The sequence below is a fragment of the Ruegeria sp. BE3 genome, from assembly GCF_056538865.1.
Window position 1 is genome coordinate 47,297 of sequence record NZ_JBQFTW010000001.1, and the last position, 14,952, is coordinate 62,248.

At 57.7% G+C, this 14,952-nt stretch carries 14 protein-coding genes; 8 read left to right on the forward strand and 6 right to left on the reverse strand.

Features of this window, described 5'->3' with window-relative positions:
- The first annotated feature begins 37 nt into the window (after positions 1-37).
- The 5 genes from ACR0AZ_RS00235 to ACR0AZ_RS00255 are packed head-to-tail and all read left to right on the forward strand — an operon-like array spanning position 38 to position 5,481.
- Complete coding sequence (locus tag ACR0AZ_RS00235) at positions 38-2,068, forward strand: tripartite tricarboxylate transporter permease (protein WP_480666478.1); 2,031 nt, start codon at positions 38-40, stop codon at positions 2,066-2,068.
- Positions 2,065-3,132, forward strand: a complete 1,068-nt coding sequence (locus ACR0AZ_RS00240; RefSeq protein ID WP_480666479.1) for an isocitrate/isopropylmalate dehydrogenase family protein — start codon at positions 2,065-2,067, stop codon at positions 3,130-3,132. The genes ACR0AZ_RS00235 and ACR0AZ_RS00240 overlap by 4 nt, the downstream gene beginning before the upstream one ends.
- On the forward strand, positions 3,129-4,217 hold the full coding sequence (locus tag ACR0AZ_RS00245; protein ID WP_480468920.1) for a 4-oxalomesaconate tautomerase: 1,089 nt from the start codon (positions 3,129-3,131) through the stop codon (positions 4,215-4,217). Before ACR0AZ_RS00240 ends, ACR0AZ_RS00245 begins: the two co-directional genes overlap by 4 nt.
- Before the next feature lie 50 nt (positions 4,218-4,267).
- Positions 4,268-4,504 carry a hypothetical protein gene (locus tag ACR0AZ_RS00250; protein WP_480468921.1) on the forward strand — a complete coding sequence of 79 codons (237 nt, stop codon included), beginning with the start codon at positions 4,268-4,270 and terminating at the stop codon, positions 4,502-4,504.
- A complete protein-coding gene (locus ACR0AZ_RS00255) occupies positions 4,501-5,481 on the forward strand; it encodes a D-2-hydroxyacid dehydrogenase family protein (RefSeq protein ID WP_480468922.1) in 981 nt (326 codons plus the stop codon). The genes ACR0AZ_RS00250 and ACR0AZ_RS00255 overlap by 4 nt, the downstream gene beginning before the upstream one ends.
- Here the strand turns inward: ACR0AZ_RS00255 and ACR0AZ_RS00260 are convergent.
- Positions 5,450-6,514, reverse strand: a complete 1,065-nt coding sequence (locus ACR0AZ_RS00260; RefSeq protein WP_480468923.1) for an AbrB family transcriptional regulator — start codon at positions 6,512-6,514, stop codon at positions 5,450-5,452. The two genes, ACR0AZ_RS00255 and ACR0AZ_RS00260, sit on opposite strands and share 32 nt — an antisense overlap.
- A gap of 78 nt (positions 6,515-6,592) precedes the next feature.
- Here ACR0AZ_RS00260 and ACR0AZ_RS00265 point away from each other — a divergent pair, with 78 nt between their 5' ends.
- Genes ACR0AZ_RS00265 through tcuB form a run of 3 tightly spaced genes read left to right on the forward strand, consistent with a single transcriptional unit; the run spans position 6,593 to position 9,736 of the window.
- Positions 6,593-7,273 carry a GntR family transcriptional regulator gene (locus ACR0AZ_RS00265; RefSeq protein ID WP_480666480.1) on the forward strand — a complete coding sequence of 227 codons (681 nt, stop codon included), beginning with the start codon at positions 6,593-6,595 and terminating at the stop codon, positions 7,271-7,273.
- An 11-nt stretch (positions 7,274-7,284) separates the two neighbouring features.
- The gene (gene tcuA / locus ACR0AZ_RS00270; protein WP_480666481.1) at positions 7,285-8,679 is read left to right on the forward strand and encodes an FAD-dependent tricarballylate dehydrogenase TcuA; all 1,395 of its coding nucleotides are present in this window, start codon (positions 7,285-7,287) and stop codon (positions 8,677-8,679) included.
- A complete protein-coding gene (tcuB, locus tag ACR0AZ_RS00275; protein ID WP_480656928.1) occupies positions 8,669-9,736 on the forward strand; it encodes a tricarballylate utilization 4Fe-4S protein TcuB in 1,068 nt (355 codons plus the stop codon). Before tcuA ends, tcuB begins: the two co-directional genes overlap by 11 nt.
- A 136-nt stretch (positions 9,737-9,872) precedes the next feature.
- On the opposite strand, the gene ACR0AZ_RS00280 is transcribed toward tcuB, so the two are convergent.
- From ACR0AZ_RS00280 to ACR0AZ_RS00300, 5 genes are read right to left on the reverse strand one after another with little or no spacing between them, the layout of a single operon-like run.
- A complete protein-coding gene (locus ACR0AZ_RS00280) occupies positions 9,873-11,384 on the reverse strand; it encodes a mannitol dehydrogenase family protein (protein ID WP_480666482.1) in 1,512 nt (503 codons plus the stop codon).
- Positions 11,384-12,157, reverse strand: a complete 774-nt coding sequence (locus ACR0AZ_RS00285; RefSeq protein WP_480666483.1) for an L-iditol 2-dehydrogenase — start codon at positions 12,155-12,157, stop codon at positions 11,384-11,386. Before ACR0AZ_RS00285 ends, ACR0AZ_RS00280 begins: the two co-directional genes overlap by 1 nt.
- Complete coding sequence (locus ACR0AZ_RS00290; protein ID WP_480468929.1) at positions 12,154-13,158, reverse strand: ABC transporter ATP-binding protein; 1,005 nt, start codon at positions 13,156-13,158, stop codon at positions 12,154-12,156. Before ACR0AZ_RS00290 ends, ACR0AZ_RS00285 begins: the two co-directional genes overlap by 4 nt.
- 12 nt (positions 13,159-13,170) lie before the next feature.
- On the reverse strand, positions 13,171-14,001 hold the full coding sequence (locus tag ACR0AZ_RS00295) for a carbohydrate ABC transporter permease (protein WP_480666484.1): 831 nt from the start codon (positions 13,999-14,001) through the stop codon (positions 13,171-13,173).
- A gap of 12 nt (positions 14,002-14,013) precedes the next feature.
- Positions 14,014-14,880, reverse strand: coding sequence for a carbohydrate ABC transporter permease (locus ACR0AZ_RS00300; protein WP_480666485.1), 867 nt, complete (start codon positions 14,878-14,880; stop codon positions 14,014-14,016).
- Positions 14,881-14,952: the final 72 nt, after the last annotated feature.

The window sequence follows — 14,952 nt, forward strand, 5'->3', positions numbered from 1 at the left end:
TTTCCAAACACAAGACAATTTATGAAAGGCGGCCGCTATGGAGGTTTTCGCCACAGCTCTTCCTGCGCTCAGTGACGCGTGGGGTCTGATCCTGCAACCTATTGTTCTGGGGTACCTTGTTCTCGGTGTCGTCATGGGGCTGGCCGTAGGTGTTTTCCCGGGGCTTGGCGGTATCGCTGGTCTGTCCTTGTTGCTGCCTTTCATGTTCGGGATGGACCCGATCCTTGGTCTGGCCCTGATGATCGGGATGGTCGCCGTTGTTCCGACTTCTGACACCTTCGCATCGGTTCTTATGGGGATCCCCGGAAGCTCAGCCTCGCAAGCTACGGTGTTGGACGGCTTCCCAATGGCGAAAAAGGGTGAGGCCGCGCGGGCATTGTCAGCGGCCTTTGCTTCATCACTGTTTGGTGGTCTGGTCGGCGCAACGTTCCTGACCATGTTCATCCTGGTCGCGCGGCCCATCGTTCTGGCATTCGGTCTGCCCGAGATGCTGATGATTACCATTCTTGGCTTGTCGATGGTCGCCATTCTCGCCGGGCGTATCCCGCTAAAAGGCGTTGCCGCCGCAGGGTTGGGCCTGATGGTCGGTACGATTGGCGAGGCGGACGCAGGCGGTTCGCTACGTATGGCGACCTATGACATTCCCTATCTGACGGATGGTCTGAAGTTAGTCATTGTAGGTTTGGGCATTTTTGCGGTACCCGAAATCGTCTCGCTGTTGCGACAAGACCGGTCCATTGCCAAGGGCGCTTCGCTAGGGGCTGGTTGGCTGGATGGCGTCAAAGACTGGGCGGCGAATATCTGGCTGTCGGTCCGCTGTTCTATCATTGGCGTGGTTGTCGGTGTCATCCCCGGCCTCGGAGGCTCGGTGGTAGACTGGATCGCTTATGGCCATTCGGTTCAATCGACCAAAGACAAAAGCAACTTCGGCAAAGGCGAAGTGCGTGGCGTCATCGGGCCGGAAAGCTCGAACAACGCCAAGGAGGGCGGGGGGCTTGTCCCAACGCTGCTGTTTGGTATCCCCGGCTCGGGTTCCATGGCAATCTTTATCGGCGCTGTTGCACTGTTGGGATCCGGCGATATCGAGGTCGGTCCGAGCATGCTCAAGGATAATCTCGACATCACCTATTCGATTGTCTGGCTGCTGGCTCTCGCCAACGTGGTGGGCACCATCCTGTGTATCGCAGCCTCGGGCGGGATCGCCAAGCTGACGACGATCCGCTTCACCTATCTGGCGCCGTTTCTGTTCATGCTGATCAGCTTCGCGGCATTCCAGTCCGGTCAGAACTTCGAAGATCTGCTGGCCCTGTTCGTCATCGGCCTGATCGGCATCTTCCTGCGCCGTTTCGACTGGTCACGCCCGGCCTTTCTGATCGGGTTCGTTTTGTCCAACCCGGTTGAGAAGTTCACCAATCAGGCATTTCAGATTGCCTCGTTCCGCTTCCGCAAAAGCTTTGGCGAAGGCATGGAGTACGTCTTCAGCCCGATCGTGATCGTCCTGATCGTGATCACTGTAGCTTCGGTCATTCTGGGCATCCGTCAGGCCAAGATGATCATGGCCGAGGGTGAGGTTCAATCCGGCAGCAAGCGCGCACCGTTGGTCTTCCTGCTGGTGATTATGGCCTATCTGATCGTGGCATTGGTCAACGCCAACATGATCCCCGACTACAACATGACCGACAAGATCATCCCGTTGGTGATCGGCAGCGTCTCTTTGTTCTGCTGCGTGATCTTGTTGATCCAGATGATGCGGCGACCTGAGGGGGATGCGATCTTTGCCGACAAGGAGATCGCCGGCGAAGATGCCAGCGCCCCCCACGGCCTCTGGTCAACGCTGGCGTGGTTCGGCTCTCTTATCGCGGCCACATGGGTTGTGGGCTTCATCCTCGCCCTGATCGGGTTCCTGATCGCATTCTTCCGCATTCGCGCCGGTTCAAGCTGGCAGATGACGCTAATCCTGACGGCTTGCGGAATCGGCTTCATGTGCTTCATGGCAGGGGCGCTGAACCGGGATTTCCCGCCGGGTCTGTTGCAGGACATGGTGAGCCTGCCATGGCCGCTGAAATGAGCGATTATTTAGAGTTGCTGTGCCTAGAAGGGGACGGCATCGGGCCAGAGATCATGGCCGCAACGCTGGCGGTTCTTCGTGCCGCCAGCCCATCCTTTAGGCGAGAAATCAGGTTTGAACATAAGGATATCGGATTTGTCGCGTTAAAGGCGGAAGGATCAACGATCCCGCACGCGGTAACTGAGGCCGCGAAGCGCGCTGACGGTGTCATCCTCGGACCGGTTTCGCACAACAGCTATCCGCCTGTCGATCAGGGCGGACGCAACCCGTCAGGAGTTCTGCGCAAGGAACTGGAGCTGTTCGCCAACCACCGCCCGGCCAGAACTTGGCCGGGATTGGATGCCCCGTCCCGCAAGGCGTTCGATCTGGTTGTGATGCGCGAAAACCTCGAAGGGTTCTACGCCGATCGCAACATGTTCGCCGGGGGCGGAGAGTTCATGCCCGAGCCCGATATCGCGCTGGCGTTCCGGAAGGTAACGCGTTCGGCCAGCATGGATATCGCACGGGCTGGATTTGAACTGGCCGCGTCACGCCCAGCCAAACACGTGACAGTCATTCACAAGGCCAACGTTATGCGTATGACGGACGGCTTGTTCCTCGACTGCACCAGAGCTGTGGCCGAGGAATTTCCGGGTGTCACTTATGACGAAATGCTCGTCGATGCAGCGGCGGCGCATCTGGTGCGCGATCCCTCGCGCTTCGACGTTTTGATCACCACAAACATGTTCGGCGACATTCTAAGTGACCTAGCCTCTGAACTGGCAGGGGGGCTGGGGTTGGCCGGGTCCCTGAATTTTGGTGTTCGTCACTCTGTCGCTCAGGCCCAGCACGGTTCTGCCCCTGATATCGCTGGCAAGGACATGGCCAATCCGGTCTCGCTGATTTTGTCCTCCGAAATGCTGCTGCGGCATCTCGGAGAAACGGAGGCTGCTGACCTGATCCGCGCGTCCGTGTGCACGGCACTCGCGTTACCCGAAACCCGAACGCGAGACCTGCAAGGCGCGCTCGGCACCCGCGAATTCACCGAAGTTCTGACAAGCATTGTTGAGGAGGGCCTGAGATGACTCAAACGGCAATTCCGTATGTCTTCATGCGTGGAGGCACGTCACGCGGCCCGTATTTCCGCCGATGTGATCTGCCAGAGGATCTGGATACTCTGGCTGACGTCCTGATCTCCGCGGTCGGAGCTGGTCATCCATTGAACATCGATGGGATCGGGGGTGGCGCTGCAGTCACGACCAAAGTCGCTATGCTGTCGGTCAGCGAAGATGATTGGGCAGATATCGATTACTTCTTCGCTCAGGTCTCGGTCGAAGAAAAACTGGTGGATTTTAAGCCGACCTGCGGGAACATCCTGTCCGGGGTCGGACCTGCCGCAATCGAAATGGGTTTGATCGAACCCGCCGGAGACGAAACGGAAATCCGAATTCTGGCCGTCAACACAGGGGCACGGGTTGTCGCCAAGATGCAAACACCCGATGGCCGATTGACCTATGACGGAGATACCGAGATTGCCGGTGTGCCCGGTTGTGCTGCGCCTGTGCAACTGAAATTCATGGGGGTCGTCGGCTCGTCAACCGGGGCCTTTCTACCCACGGGCAATCTGCGTGACACGGTTCAGGGGATTGAGCTGACCTGCATGGATGTTGCGATGCCGATGGCCATCGCCCGTGCTTCGGATTTTGGTTTGACTGGGTATGAAAGTGCTGAAGACCTGGATGCCAACCGCGCGTTTTTTGATTGCATGGAGGCCGTGCGAATCGAAGCGGGAAAGCTGATGGGTATGGGCGATGTTTCTCAATCCGTGACGCCGAAGTTCGGGATCGTGTCACCTGCCCGCGATGGCGGGACGATTTCCGTCCGGTATTTCATGCCATGGAAGACGCACCCTTCGATGGCAGTTACAGGTGCACAATGCATGGCATCCTGCGCGCTGACGCCGGGAACCGTTGCGGATGGGTTGCTTGAGCGACCGGAAACCAGCCCGGCCGATGTTGTGCTGGAACACGCGTCAGGGAAAATCGACGTGCTGGTAGATTTCTCGTCTGAGGAGGGGTTCGACTTGAAGGCGGCGGGTTTGGTGCGAACGGCGCGTAAGCTGGCGGATGGCCATGTCTATGTTCCGCAAAGCGTCTGGAAGGGGAGTTGATTGCGGATTGTCCAATTGGTATACTATGGTATACATAAAGGAGTGCTGCGATGGACGACTATTGCGAATGCCTGGAAATCGCATGTCAGGAACTCAAACTGGCGCAAATGGTTTTGCGCCGCGACATTGCCGAATATCCGACGCCGGTCGCCGGTTGTGATGAGCAATTCAATCATTTGCTCGACCAACGCGAACGTGTTCGGAACGCACTGGCCGCGCTTGAGGCCCCGCACTTTGTTCCGACCCCGAGGCGACTGGAAACCGGTCAAGGTGTTGAAAGCCGATGAAAGTTCACATTCTGGATGACTGGTTTGACACGCTGCGCAGCCTGCCGTGTTTTGCGAAGCTCGCCGAACACGACGTAACAGTGTGGACGGATCATGTCGAAGATACTGGCGAATTGGCCTCTCGCTTACAGGATGCAGAGGCGTTGGTCTTGTTTCGGGAGCGCACCAAAGTCACTCGCGCTTTGCTTGAGAAATTGCCCAATCTGAAACTCATCAGCCAACGCAGCGTATATCCGCATGTGGATGTGCAAGCCTGTTCCGATCACGGCGTGCTGCTTTGCTCGAACATGCACGGGGGCACGCCGTCTTATGCCGCGGCTGAGCTTACCTGGGCCTTGATAATGGCTGGCATGCGGGATCTGCCTGCACAGATGGCTTCGGCCAAGGCGGGACATTGGCAAGCCGGAGTGGGCAAGACATTGCGCGGTCGTCAGCTCGGCCTCTACGGTTATGGGCGCATAGCCCGCGCCGTTGCCGGATACGCAGAAGCCTTTGGAATGCACGTTACCTGGTGGTCGTCCAGCGATGGCCGCGCGCGTGCCACGGCCGATGGCGCGCATGTTGCATCCAGTCGAGACGCATTCTTTGGTGACAGCGATGTGGTTTCAGTGCATGTCCGCCTCAAACCGGATACCAAAGGAATTATCACACCAGCCGATTTCGCCGCGATGCAACCGGGATCGTTGTTCGTAAACACTTCGCGTGCCGGGCTTATACAACCCGGTGCCCTGCTGGAAGCTCTGAACGCCGGTCGCCCCGGAAAAGCAGCGATTGATGTGTTTGATACTGAACCGTTGACTGACCCGAATGACCCGTTGCTGGCGCATCCAAACCTGATTGCGACGCCACATATTGGTTTTGTGACCGAAGACGAGTTCGACCTACAGTTCTCAGACATTTTCGATCAGGTGGACGCTTTTGGCGGCGGCGCCCCGATCCACATGATCAATCCCGAGGTCTGGACCAGCGCAAAATAAGATTGGCCGCTATGGGCGCGCCGATAATCACCAGCACGATCCTTGTCAGATGGTGCGTTATGACAAAGCCCAGATCCGCACCCGAGACGATGGCTAGAACTGTCATTTCAGCTTGTCCGCCGGGGGCGAAAGCCAGGAAAGCCTCGACTGGGCGACCGAAGCCCAAGGTGGTGACAACGGCGGTGAAAGCGGCTGCCAGGATGGCAAGGACAATGACATAGGTGAAGCCTGCTGCCACGACCCGGCGCAATTCGACCCATGTAACGCCGACGAATTTCACACCGATCCCGCATCCGATAAAGAACTGTGCTGCCAGGATGGCCTCGCGCGGCGGTCGGGTATGGATGAAATCCCCCAAGGATAAGGCAGCCGTCAGGATCATCGGGCCGAGGATGGACGCTCCGAACAGGCCGATGCGCTCACCGCCTTTCCAGCCGATAAGGGCAGCCAGAACCATCAGTGCCAATTCATGTATCGGCAGGTCGCGCGCGGGCTCTCCGATCGGGTTGGTGAGCTGGGCATCGTAAAACACCGTCAGAAACAGCGGGGCCAGCGTTACGATGATCAGAACGCGCGTACCATGGATCAGGGACAGGGTGCGCGGGTTGGCGCCAGCCTCAGTGCCGAAGATGATCATGTCCTGCAACCCACCCGGCATGGCCGCGTAGAAAGCAGTGGTGGAGTCAAAGCCCCAGACTTTGCGGAAGAATGGCACTCCAACCAGCGCAATCAGCAGAATGAAGAACGGGATCAGCGCAATCGATGCTGCCATCTTTGGCAGTTCTGCGAACAGGGCCGGGGTAATCGAAGCCCCCACTGCCACGCCCAGTATGGTGCGGGCCGCAACCGAAACCTGCCCGAATCCTTTCATGGGGGCATGAGCCAAGGCTGCAATCAAACATGCGCTCATCGGGCCGAACAGAAAGGGCAGCGGCAGATTGAGCGCCCAGAAAACTCCGGTGCCCAGAAGTGCAAGACCCAGCGTAACGGCCCGTTTTTTCAGAAGAGAAGGTGTTTTGTTCTGGGCGGGCAAGGCGTGGGTTCCGGTAATGTTGACTCGCTATGTATCCAAATGTATACAAATGGACGCAAGAAGACAAGTGAGCCCGTAATGACTATCCAAGACGACCCTTTACAGCCCGGCCCGCAAGGCAATTCCGCGTATCAGCGTCTGCTGGACGAGATTCGCGAGGGCACCCTTCTGCCCGGTGAACGTCTGCGCGAGATCGAGCTGTCGGAACGGCTGGGCGTCAGCCGCACCCCGGTGCGTGAAGCGATCCGGCAACTGGAAGCCGACGGATTGGTCACCCATGTTCCTCGGCAGGGCGCGACCGTTCGCAGCCTGGATTACGCCGAGGTGATGGAGCTTTATGAGATGCGTGCTGTGCTTGAAGGTACCGCAGCACGCCTAGCTGCAAGGGCAGCGTCAGATGTCGAGCTGGATGAGTTGGACGTGTTGAATGATCGGTTGGCCGAGGCGGGCACAGGCCCGGATGCGGCTCGGATCAACCGGATTTTCCACGCAACACTTTTGGATGCAGCCAAGAACCGGTTTCTCGCGAAATCCATGTTGTCCTTGCAAAAGGCGCTGCTGATCCTGGGGCCATCGCAACTGCTGGATGGTGACCGGGCTGAGACGGCAGTCTCTGAGCACCGCCGCATCATGGCTGCGCTGAAAGCCCGAGATGGTGCGGCGGCCGAAACAGAGATGCGCGCGCATATTCAGGCCGCACAACGGATGCGCATCCGGGCGTTACAGGAACGCGATCGAACAACCGACGAAAATCAGTAGGTAGACAGGACATGGCCACCCAAAAGGAAGCTTACGATATCGCTGTGATTGGTGGCGGCAACGCCGCTCTTTGCGCTGCGATGACTGCCGCTGAGGCAGGGGCCCGCGTTTTGATCCTCGAAACGGCTCCGAAACCTTACCGTGGCGGTAACTCGCGCCACACGCGCAATTTTCGCTGCATGCACAAATCTCCGCTGGGTCCGCTGATTGAGGAATACAGAGAGGACGAATACCTGTCGGACCTGCTGAAAGTCACCGGAGGTAAAACCGACGAACATTTGGCGCGTCTGGCGATCCGCACCTCGGAAGAATGTCTGCCGTGGATGGAAGAGCACGGGGTTCGGTTTCAACCATCGCTTTCAGGGACGCTATCGCTGGCGCGAACCAATGCCTTCTTCATGGGAGGCGGTAAGTCTTTGGTGAATGCGTATTATCGGACAGCCGCAGCTCTGGGCGTTGATGTGCTATATGAGGCTGCGGTTACGCATCTGGAACTGAATGGCGAGCAGATCGAGTGGATTGACTATACCTATGAAGGTCAATCTCATCGCATTGCGCCCAAGGCGGTCATCGTGGCCTCGGGCGGGTTTCAGGCCGACACGGATTGGCTGACCCGCGCTTGGGGTGAGCCTGCAAAGAACTTCCTGATCCGGGGCACGCCGTATAATCGGGGCGTGGTGCTGGCCGACCTTCTGGACCAAGGCGTCGAGAGCGTCGGGGACCCAACCCAATGCCACGCCGTCGCCATCGATGGGCGTGCGCCGAAATTTGACGGTGGCATTGTCACCCGTCTGGACTGTGTGCCGTTCTCTATCGTCGTGAACAAAGATGCCGAGCGGTTCTATGACGAGGGCGAAGACGTCTGGCCCAAACGCTATGCGATCTGGGGCCGTCTGGTGGCTGCGCAGCCGGATCAGGTTGGCTATGTTATCATCGATGCCAAATCGCTGAACCTGTTCATGCCGTCGGTTTTCCCGCCGCTGAAGGCGGACACGTTGGAAGAACTGGCTGAAATGATGGGTCTGCCCGCCGACAAGCTGCAGGCTACCGTCACTGAATTCAACGCAGCCTGCGGTGATACCAGTGGATTTCATCCGACTGAATTGGACGGTGTTACCACCTCGGGTTTGACCCCGCCCAAGACCAACTGGGCGCGCCCGATTACCGAGCCGCCGTTCTATGGTTACTCGCTGCGAACCGGTGTGACTTTCACCTATCTGGGCATAAAGGTCGACGATACGGCTCAATGTTCGACCGCCAACGGAAAGATCAAGAACCTTTGGGCGTCCGGCGAGACCATGGCCGGGTCGATATTAGGGCAGGGGTATCTGGCAGGATTTGGCATGACCATCGGAACCGTTTTTGGACGCATCGCAGGACGTGAGGCCGCAGCCTATGCTAACTGAACTGATACAAGAAGCCCGCCGTCAGGCCGAAATTTGCAACGCTTGCCGGTATTGCGAGGGGTATTGCTCGGTCTTCCCGTCACTACATGCCAAACGCGCGTTTTTGGACGGTGACATCACGCAACTGGCCAACCTCTGCCACAACTGCCGGGGTTGTTACTATGCCTGTCAGTACACGGCACCTCACGAGTTCGACCTGAACCTGCCAAAAGCTTTGGCCGAGGTTCGCCGAGACAGCTGGGAAAGCTTCGCCTGGCCGCAACCTCTGGCGCGTCGGTTCCACACACATGGCGGAGCCATAGCCTTGGCGCTTGTGATTGGGTTTGCCCTGCTGTTCTGGGCTATTCGCGCCATTGGATCGAGCGGAGGGGAGGGCTTTTACGCCGTTTTATCCCACAATGCGATGGTCGCGATCTTTGCGCCCGCATTTTTATTGCCGCTGTTTAGCATAGCGATCAGCCTAAGGCGCTATTGGACTGAGGTGGGCGGGAAACCCATTCAGTTTCGCGACGTGACAGCCGCCTTCAAACGCGCCGCAAAAATGCAGGACCTGGCCGCAGGGCATGGCGAGGGCTGTAATTTCGAGGACGAAGACCGCTTCAGCCAGGGTCGTCGCCACATTCATCAGGCCATCATGTATGGCTTCCTGTTGTGCTTTGCGTCGACTTCGATAGCGACTGTCATGCACTATGGTTTCGGAATGCACGCGCCATACGAATTCTGGTCTTTACCTAAACTGTTCGGCATTTCCGGCGGTGTGTTGCTGACCGTGGGTTGCGGCGCAATGGCTTTGCTCAAGCAAAAGTCTGACCGCGAACTCGGTGATCCTTCAGCATGGGGAGGCGATATCGGCTTCATCCTGTTGCTGGGCTTTGTGGGCTTCAGCGGGTTGGTGCTTTATGCCCTTGGCTCAACAGCCCTGATGCCCGTGCTTCTTGCAATTCACCTTGGATCAGTGCTGACGTTCTTCCTGCTGACACCCTTTACCAAGATGGCGCATGGGTTTTACCGGCTTGCGGCTCTTATCCGGGATGCGCAGAGGCAAGCTAGACTTTAGACGCTTTCTGAGAGCCTGTGGTTGTTGAACCCAACCTTAGAGAATTGTGCTTTGCAAATTGACTGCGGATTCGTCAAGCCAAGGTGCTCAAGTTGAAAAGTGTTTTTCGCGACCGGTCTGGCATTGCTGCGTTTGGCTAGTACAACATTGAATCACGGGCAACATAGTCGGCTATGGCTGTTCGGCTACCTCGTCGCCAGATCGTGGTCAGCCAGGTGACAAAGGCTTCTGAAAATTGCGTGTCGTGGCCAAAGTCGCCATAATACTGGCGTTGTTCGATCCAAAGCTCTGGATCGGCTTTTGACGCCAGAGCGGTTTTTTGCAAGTTCTCCCACTGAGGATCATTGGGGGCGATTTCGGAGCCATCTTCGCGAATGCCGGCGCACATCCGGCACCAGAAAGCTTCGGCCAGCGCGAGCCCGTTCGTCGGAGACCCAGACGCGAGGCCATCGCGCAACGATGGCAGCAGGAACCCTGGATGACGTGCCGAACCGTCAAACGCGACCCGGCGCGTCGTGTCGTGAATCGCGGTGTTGGAAAATCGCCTCTCAACTAGTCCAAGATACTCTTTTGCTGTGGTTTCGGGGACGGCTTCAACATGGGGCAAAATATCTTCAGCCTGAACTTTCTCAAAAAACGCCAGGATGTCCGGATCCTGCATGCAGTCTGAAATCGTCGGGATGCTCAGAATTTCCCCGACATTTGCGAGCAGTTGATGGCCTCCGTTCAAGATGCGCAGCTTCATCGTCTCATAGCTGTGAACATCGTGGGTCAGTGTCACACCGACCTGTTCGAGCGGCGGCCGTCCGGCGCAGAACTCGTCCTCGATCACCCATTGGCGAAAGTTTTCGTGCGACACCGGTGCGCCGTCATCGACACCAAGTGCGCGGCATCGCGTTACTACTTGGTCGGTCGTCGCGGGCACGATGCAATCAACCATCGAATTAGGGAACGCGCCGTTCTGGTCGATCCAGTTGGCCAGATCAGGGTCGGACATACGCGCCAGATCAACAACGCAGTTTCGCAGGATTCCCCCGTTGCCCTGAAGGTTATCGCAGCTTAGCGCGGTGAAGGGTTTTAGATCATTCTCCCGCCGCCACCTGAGCGCCGAAACAATGGCACCAAAGACCGTGCAAGGCCGGTCGGGGTTATTCGCATCATGGCGAATGTCTTCATGATCCGAGTTGAAGGCACCGGTATTGGCATCCAGATAATACCCGCCCTCGGTTACCGTCAGCGATACAATCCGGGTGGATGGATCGGCCATCTTCAGGATCAGTGCGGCGTTGCCTGCCTCAATCGGCAGGTAGTCGATCATCGGACCGGTCACTTCGGTAGATATCCCATTCGGGTCCAGTTCGATCAACGTTGTCAGGCAGTCCTGTGCCAGCAGACGCTGTCGCATGTCGGCATCGTAGCTTCGCACACCGGCGCCGATGATCGCCCAGTCATGGGCCTGACCCTGCTGCATCAATTGGTGAATATACCAGGCTTGATGAGCGCGGTGAAAATTGCCGACTCCGATATGAACAATGCCCGGCGTCAGGTCCGAAGGCTTATATGCTGGCGTCCTGACGTTTGTGGGCAAGCCGTCAAAGTTGTCGCGCCGCAGAGACACCGGGTGTTTTTCATGCGCCACAGGGTCCATCAGCTCATCCAGTTTCCGCCATCGACATTGTATGTTTGTGCAACGATGTATTCTGCCCCGTCGGAGGCCAAAAACACCGCCATTCCGACCAGGTCTTCGACCCGCCCCATCCGGCCATAAGGAACGGCCGCCGCAACTTCGCGTTTCTTTTGACCGGGGGCTTTGCCTTCGTGTTTTGCGAAAAACGCGTCAACACCATCCCAATGCTCGCCATCCACCACGCCGGGGGCGATGGCGTTCACGTTTATCCCATGGCTGATCAGGTTCAGGCCTGCGGATTGAGTCAGGGATATGATCGCGGCCTTGCTGGCGCAGTACACGGCAACCAAAGGCTCACCCCGTCGCCCGGCTTGCGACGCCATGTTGATGATCCGACCTTTGGTTCCGTGTTCGATCATGTGGCGTGCGACGGCCTGCATTGTGAACAAAGCTCCTGAGACGTTGATGTCGAAAACGCGGTCGAAGTCGGCACGCTCGATCTCAACAATTGGTGCAGCAGTGAAGATGGCCGCGTTATTGATCAGAATGTCGATGGGGCCGAAATGAGCTGCTGTTTTTGCCACAGCCTTATCTATGCTCTGCTGTTTGGTCACATCCATCTCGATGGCAAACGCATCCTCGCCGATCTCGGCCGTTGCATCCTGGGCGCGCTGGATGTCGATGTCGGCGATGGCAACGCGCACACCCTCTGCCACATAGGCCTTGGCAATGGCCAACCCGATGCCGCGCGCGGCCCCGGTGATCAGAGCGGTTTTGCCTGCCAGACGCGTCATTCGATCCGCAAGCCTTTCGTGTCAAAGCGGTGAATCACATCTGCCCGCGGTGTCAGGTGAATGCGATCCCCATGGCGGAAGCCGACCTCGCCGTCTGCACGGACAGTGATTGTCTCGGCCAGACCGGTTTCATGGACGTGGAAAAAGGTGTCCGAGCCTAGATGCTCAGAGACGCTCACAACCCCGGACCATTCGCCCTCGGTTTCCGAAACGGCGATGTGCTCGGGGCGGATGCCAATGGTATGGGCACCGTGTTTCGCGGCCTCTTCGCCCTCGATGAAGTTCATCTTGGGCGAGCCGATGAAACCCGCGACAAACAGGTTGCGTGGCGTCCGGTAGAGTTCCAGCGGGCTGCCAACCTGCTCGATGACACCGGCTTGAAGCACCACGATCTTGTCGGCCATGGTCATGGCTTCAACCTGATCGTGAGTCACGTAGATCATCGTGGTCGCCAGACGTTCGTGCAATTCACTGATCTCAAGCCGCATGCCGACACGCAGGGCAGCGTCGAGGTTGGAGAGCGGCTCGTCAAACAGAAACGCTGCCGGTTCGCGGACAATGGCGCGGCCAATGGCGACGCGCTGGCGTTGGCCGCCGGACAATTGGCCGGGACGGCGATCCAGATAGTCGGTCAGGTTCAGGACGCTGGCGGCACCTTCGACGCGCTTATCGATCTCGGCCTGATCCAGCTTGGCCATCCGCAAGGGAAAGGCGATGTTCTTGCGGACGGTCATATGCGGATAGAGCGCATAAGATTGGAACACCATCGCCAGACCCCGCTTGGCGGGCGGCACGTCGGTGGCGTCGGACCCGTCAATGTCGATTGACCCCGAGGTGATATCCTCCAGCCCTGCAATCAAGCGTAGCAGGGTGGATTTACCGCAGCCGGATGGACCGACGAAGACTGTGAACTCACCATCCTCGATAGTCAGGTCCAGCGGGGGAATGACCTGTACGTCGCCGAAGCTTTTGGTCACGGACTTGAGTTGAATGCGTCCCATGAGGAGTGCTCCTTATTTCACAGCGCCGAAGGTCAGGCCGCGGACAAGTTGTTTCTGGCTGAACCAGCCAAGGATGAGGATTGGCGCAATCGCCATGGTCGAGGCCGCACTGAGCTTGGCAAAGAACAGACCCTCGGGGCTGGAATAGCTGGCGATAAAAGCTGTCAGTGGGGCCGCGTCGACGGCGGTCAGATTGAGCGTCCAAAACGCCTCATTCCAGGCCAGGATGAAGTTCAGCAGAACGGTCGAGGCGATGCCGGGGATGGCCATGGGCGTCAGGACATAGAGGATTTCCTCTTTCAGGGTCGCTCCGTCCATCCGCGCGGCCTCCAGAATTTCCCCTGGAATTTCGCGGAAATAGGTGTACAGCATCCAGACGATGATCGGCAGGTTGATCAGCATTAGCACCACGACCAGTCCACCGCGTGTGTCCAGCAGCCCCAGACGGATGAATAGCAGGTAGATCGGGTAAAGCACACCAACCGCAGGCAGCATCTTGGTGGACAGCATCCACAGCAGAATATCCTTAGTGCGTTTCGAGGGCACAAAGGCCATCGCCCATGCAGCCGGCACGGCAATGATCACGCCCAGAATGGTTGATCCACCTGCGATGATCACCGAATTCCAAAGGAACCGCATATAGTCCGAACGCTCTTGCACGATGGCATAGTTCTCAAGCGTCCAATCGAAGTTCAGGAACAAGGGCGGGCTGGCAATCGCCTGCGCCTCTGTCTTGAAACTGGTCAGGATCGTCCAGAGGATTGGAAAGAAGATCAGCAAACCGATAGCCCACGCTATTGCTGTGTTCAGTGATTTGCGGCGGGTTGTGACGGCGCGGGCCATGATCTTACCTCCTCACGCGTCCAGGTTTTTGCCGACGATGCGCATCAGGAAGATGGCAACAATGTTGGCTAAGATGATTGCGTAGACACCTCCGGCTGATCCAAGGCCAACATTCTGGCTTTCCAGCACCCGCTGGAAGATCAGGTAGGTGAGTGTACGGGTGCCGAATGCGCCGCCGGTGGTCACGAATATCTCAGCGAAGATCGACAAAAGAAAGATTGTCTGGATCAGGATCACGATCGTAATCGCTCGGCTCAGGTGCGGCAGAACGATGTGATAGAACCGCTTCAGAACTGGCGCTCCATCCATTTCAGCCGCTTCCAGCTGTTCACTGTCCAGAGACTGGATCGCAGTCAGCAGGATCAGGGTCGCGAAGGGCAGCCACTGCCATGAGACAATCATGATGATCGAAGTCATCGAGGCCTCGGACAGCCATGAGATCGGCTCGGCCCCGAAAAAGCGCCATAGATGGGCGAGCAGACCGTTCACCGGGTCCATGAACATGTTCTTCCAAACCAGCGCAGATACGGTCGGCATGACAAAGAACGGTGCGATCACGAGGATGCGGACGACACCTTGCCCCCACATGGGTTGGTCCAGCAGCATCGCCAGAACGATGCCCAGCACCACCGTGATCACCAGTACACCACCGACAATCATCAGCGTCGCCTGGACAGCGGGCCAGAAAGAGCTGGACGAAACGAACCGGACGTAGTTGTCGAAACCGACCCAGCCCAGATCACCTCCACGCAGCGGCAGGTATTTCTTGAAGGAAAAATACAGCGTCATCGTCAGAGGCACGAGCATCCAGCCAAGCAGCAGGACCACTGCGGGTGCCATCATCAGGCGCGCAACGGATCGGGAATGTTGAGTTGCCATAACGCAAACCCTCTCTGTTCAGGCGTTAGCGTAGCCTGCGAGAAAAACGCGAGTTGTGAAAGTAGGGAGCGG

What these genes read in the sequence shown, in the direction of transcription:
- tcuA (WP_480666481.1), top strand. Translation starts at nt 7,285, where the DNA reads ATGGCCACCCAAAAGGAAGCTTACGATATCGCTGTGATTGGTGGCGGC.
- ACR0AZ_RS00245 (WP_480468920.1), top strand. Translation starts at nt 3,129, where the DNA reads ATGACTCAAACGGCAATTCCGTATGTCTTCATGCGTGGAGGCACGTCA.
- ACR0AZ_RS00240 (WP_480666479.1), top strand. Translation starts at nt 2,065, where the DNA reads ATGAGCGATTATTTAGAGTTGCTGTGCCTAGAAGGGGACGGCATCGGG.
- ACR0AZ_RS00265 (WP_480666480.1), top strand. Translation starts at nt 6,593, where the DNA reads ATGACTATCCAAGACGACCCTTTACAGCCCGGCCCGCAAGGCAATTCC.
- ACR0AZ_RS00300 (WP_480666485.1), bottom strand. Translation starts at nt 14,880, where the DNA reads ATGGCAACTCAACATTCCCGATCCGTTGCGCGCCTGATGATGGCACCC.
- ACR0AZ_RS00295 (WP_480666484.1), bottom strand. Translation starts at nt 14,001, where the DNA reads ATGGCCCGCGCCGTCACAACCCGCCGCAAATCACTGAACACAGCAATA.
- ACR0AZ_RS00280 (WP_480666482.1), bottom strand. Translation starts at nt 11,384, where the DNA reads ATGGACCCTGTGGCGCATGAAAAACACCCGGTGTCTCTGCGGCGCGAC.
- ACR0AZ_RS00290 (WP_480468929.1), bottom strand. Translation starts at nt 13,158, where the DNA reads ATGGGACGCATTCAACTCAAGTCCGTGACCAAAAGCTTCGGCGACGTA.
- tcuB (WP_480656928.1), top strand. Translation starts at nt 8,669, where the DNA reads ATGCTAACTGAACTGATACAAGAAGCCCGCCGTCAGGCCGAAATTTGC.
- ACR0AZ_RS00285 (WP_480666483.1), bottom strand. Translation starts at nt 12,157, where the DNA reads ATGACGCGTCTGGCAGGCAAAACCGCTCTGATCACCGGGGCCGCGCGC.
- ACR0AZ_RS00250 (WP_480468921.1), top strand. Translation starts at nt 4,268, where the DNA reads ATGGACGACTATTGCGAATGCCTGGAAATCGCATGTCAGGAACTCAAA.
- ACR0AZ_RS00235 (WP_480666478.1), top strand. Translation starts at nt 38, where the DNA reads ATGGAGGTTTTCGCCACAGCTCTTCCTGCGCTCAGTGACGCGTGGGGT.
- ACR0AZ_RS00255 (WP_480468922.1), top strand. Translation starts at nt 4,501, where the DNA reads ATGAAAGTTCACATTCTGGATGACTGGTTTGACACGCTGCGCAGCCTG.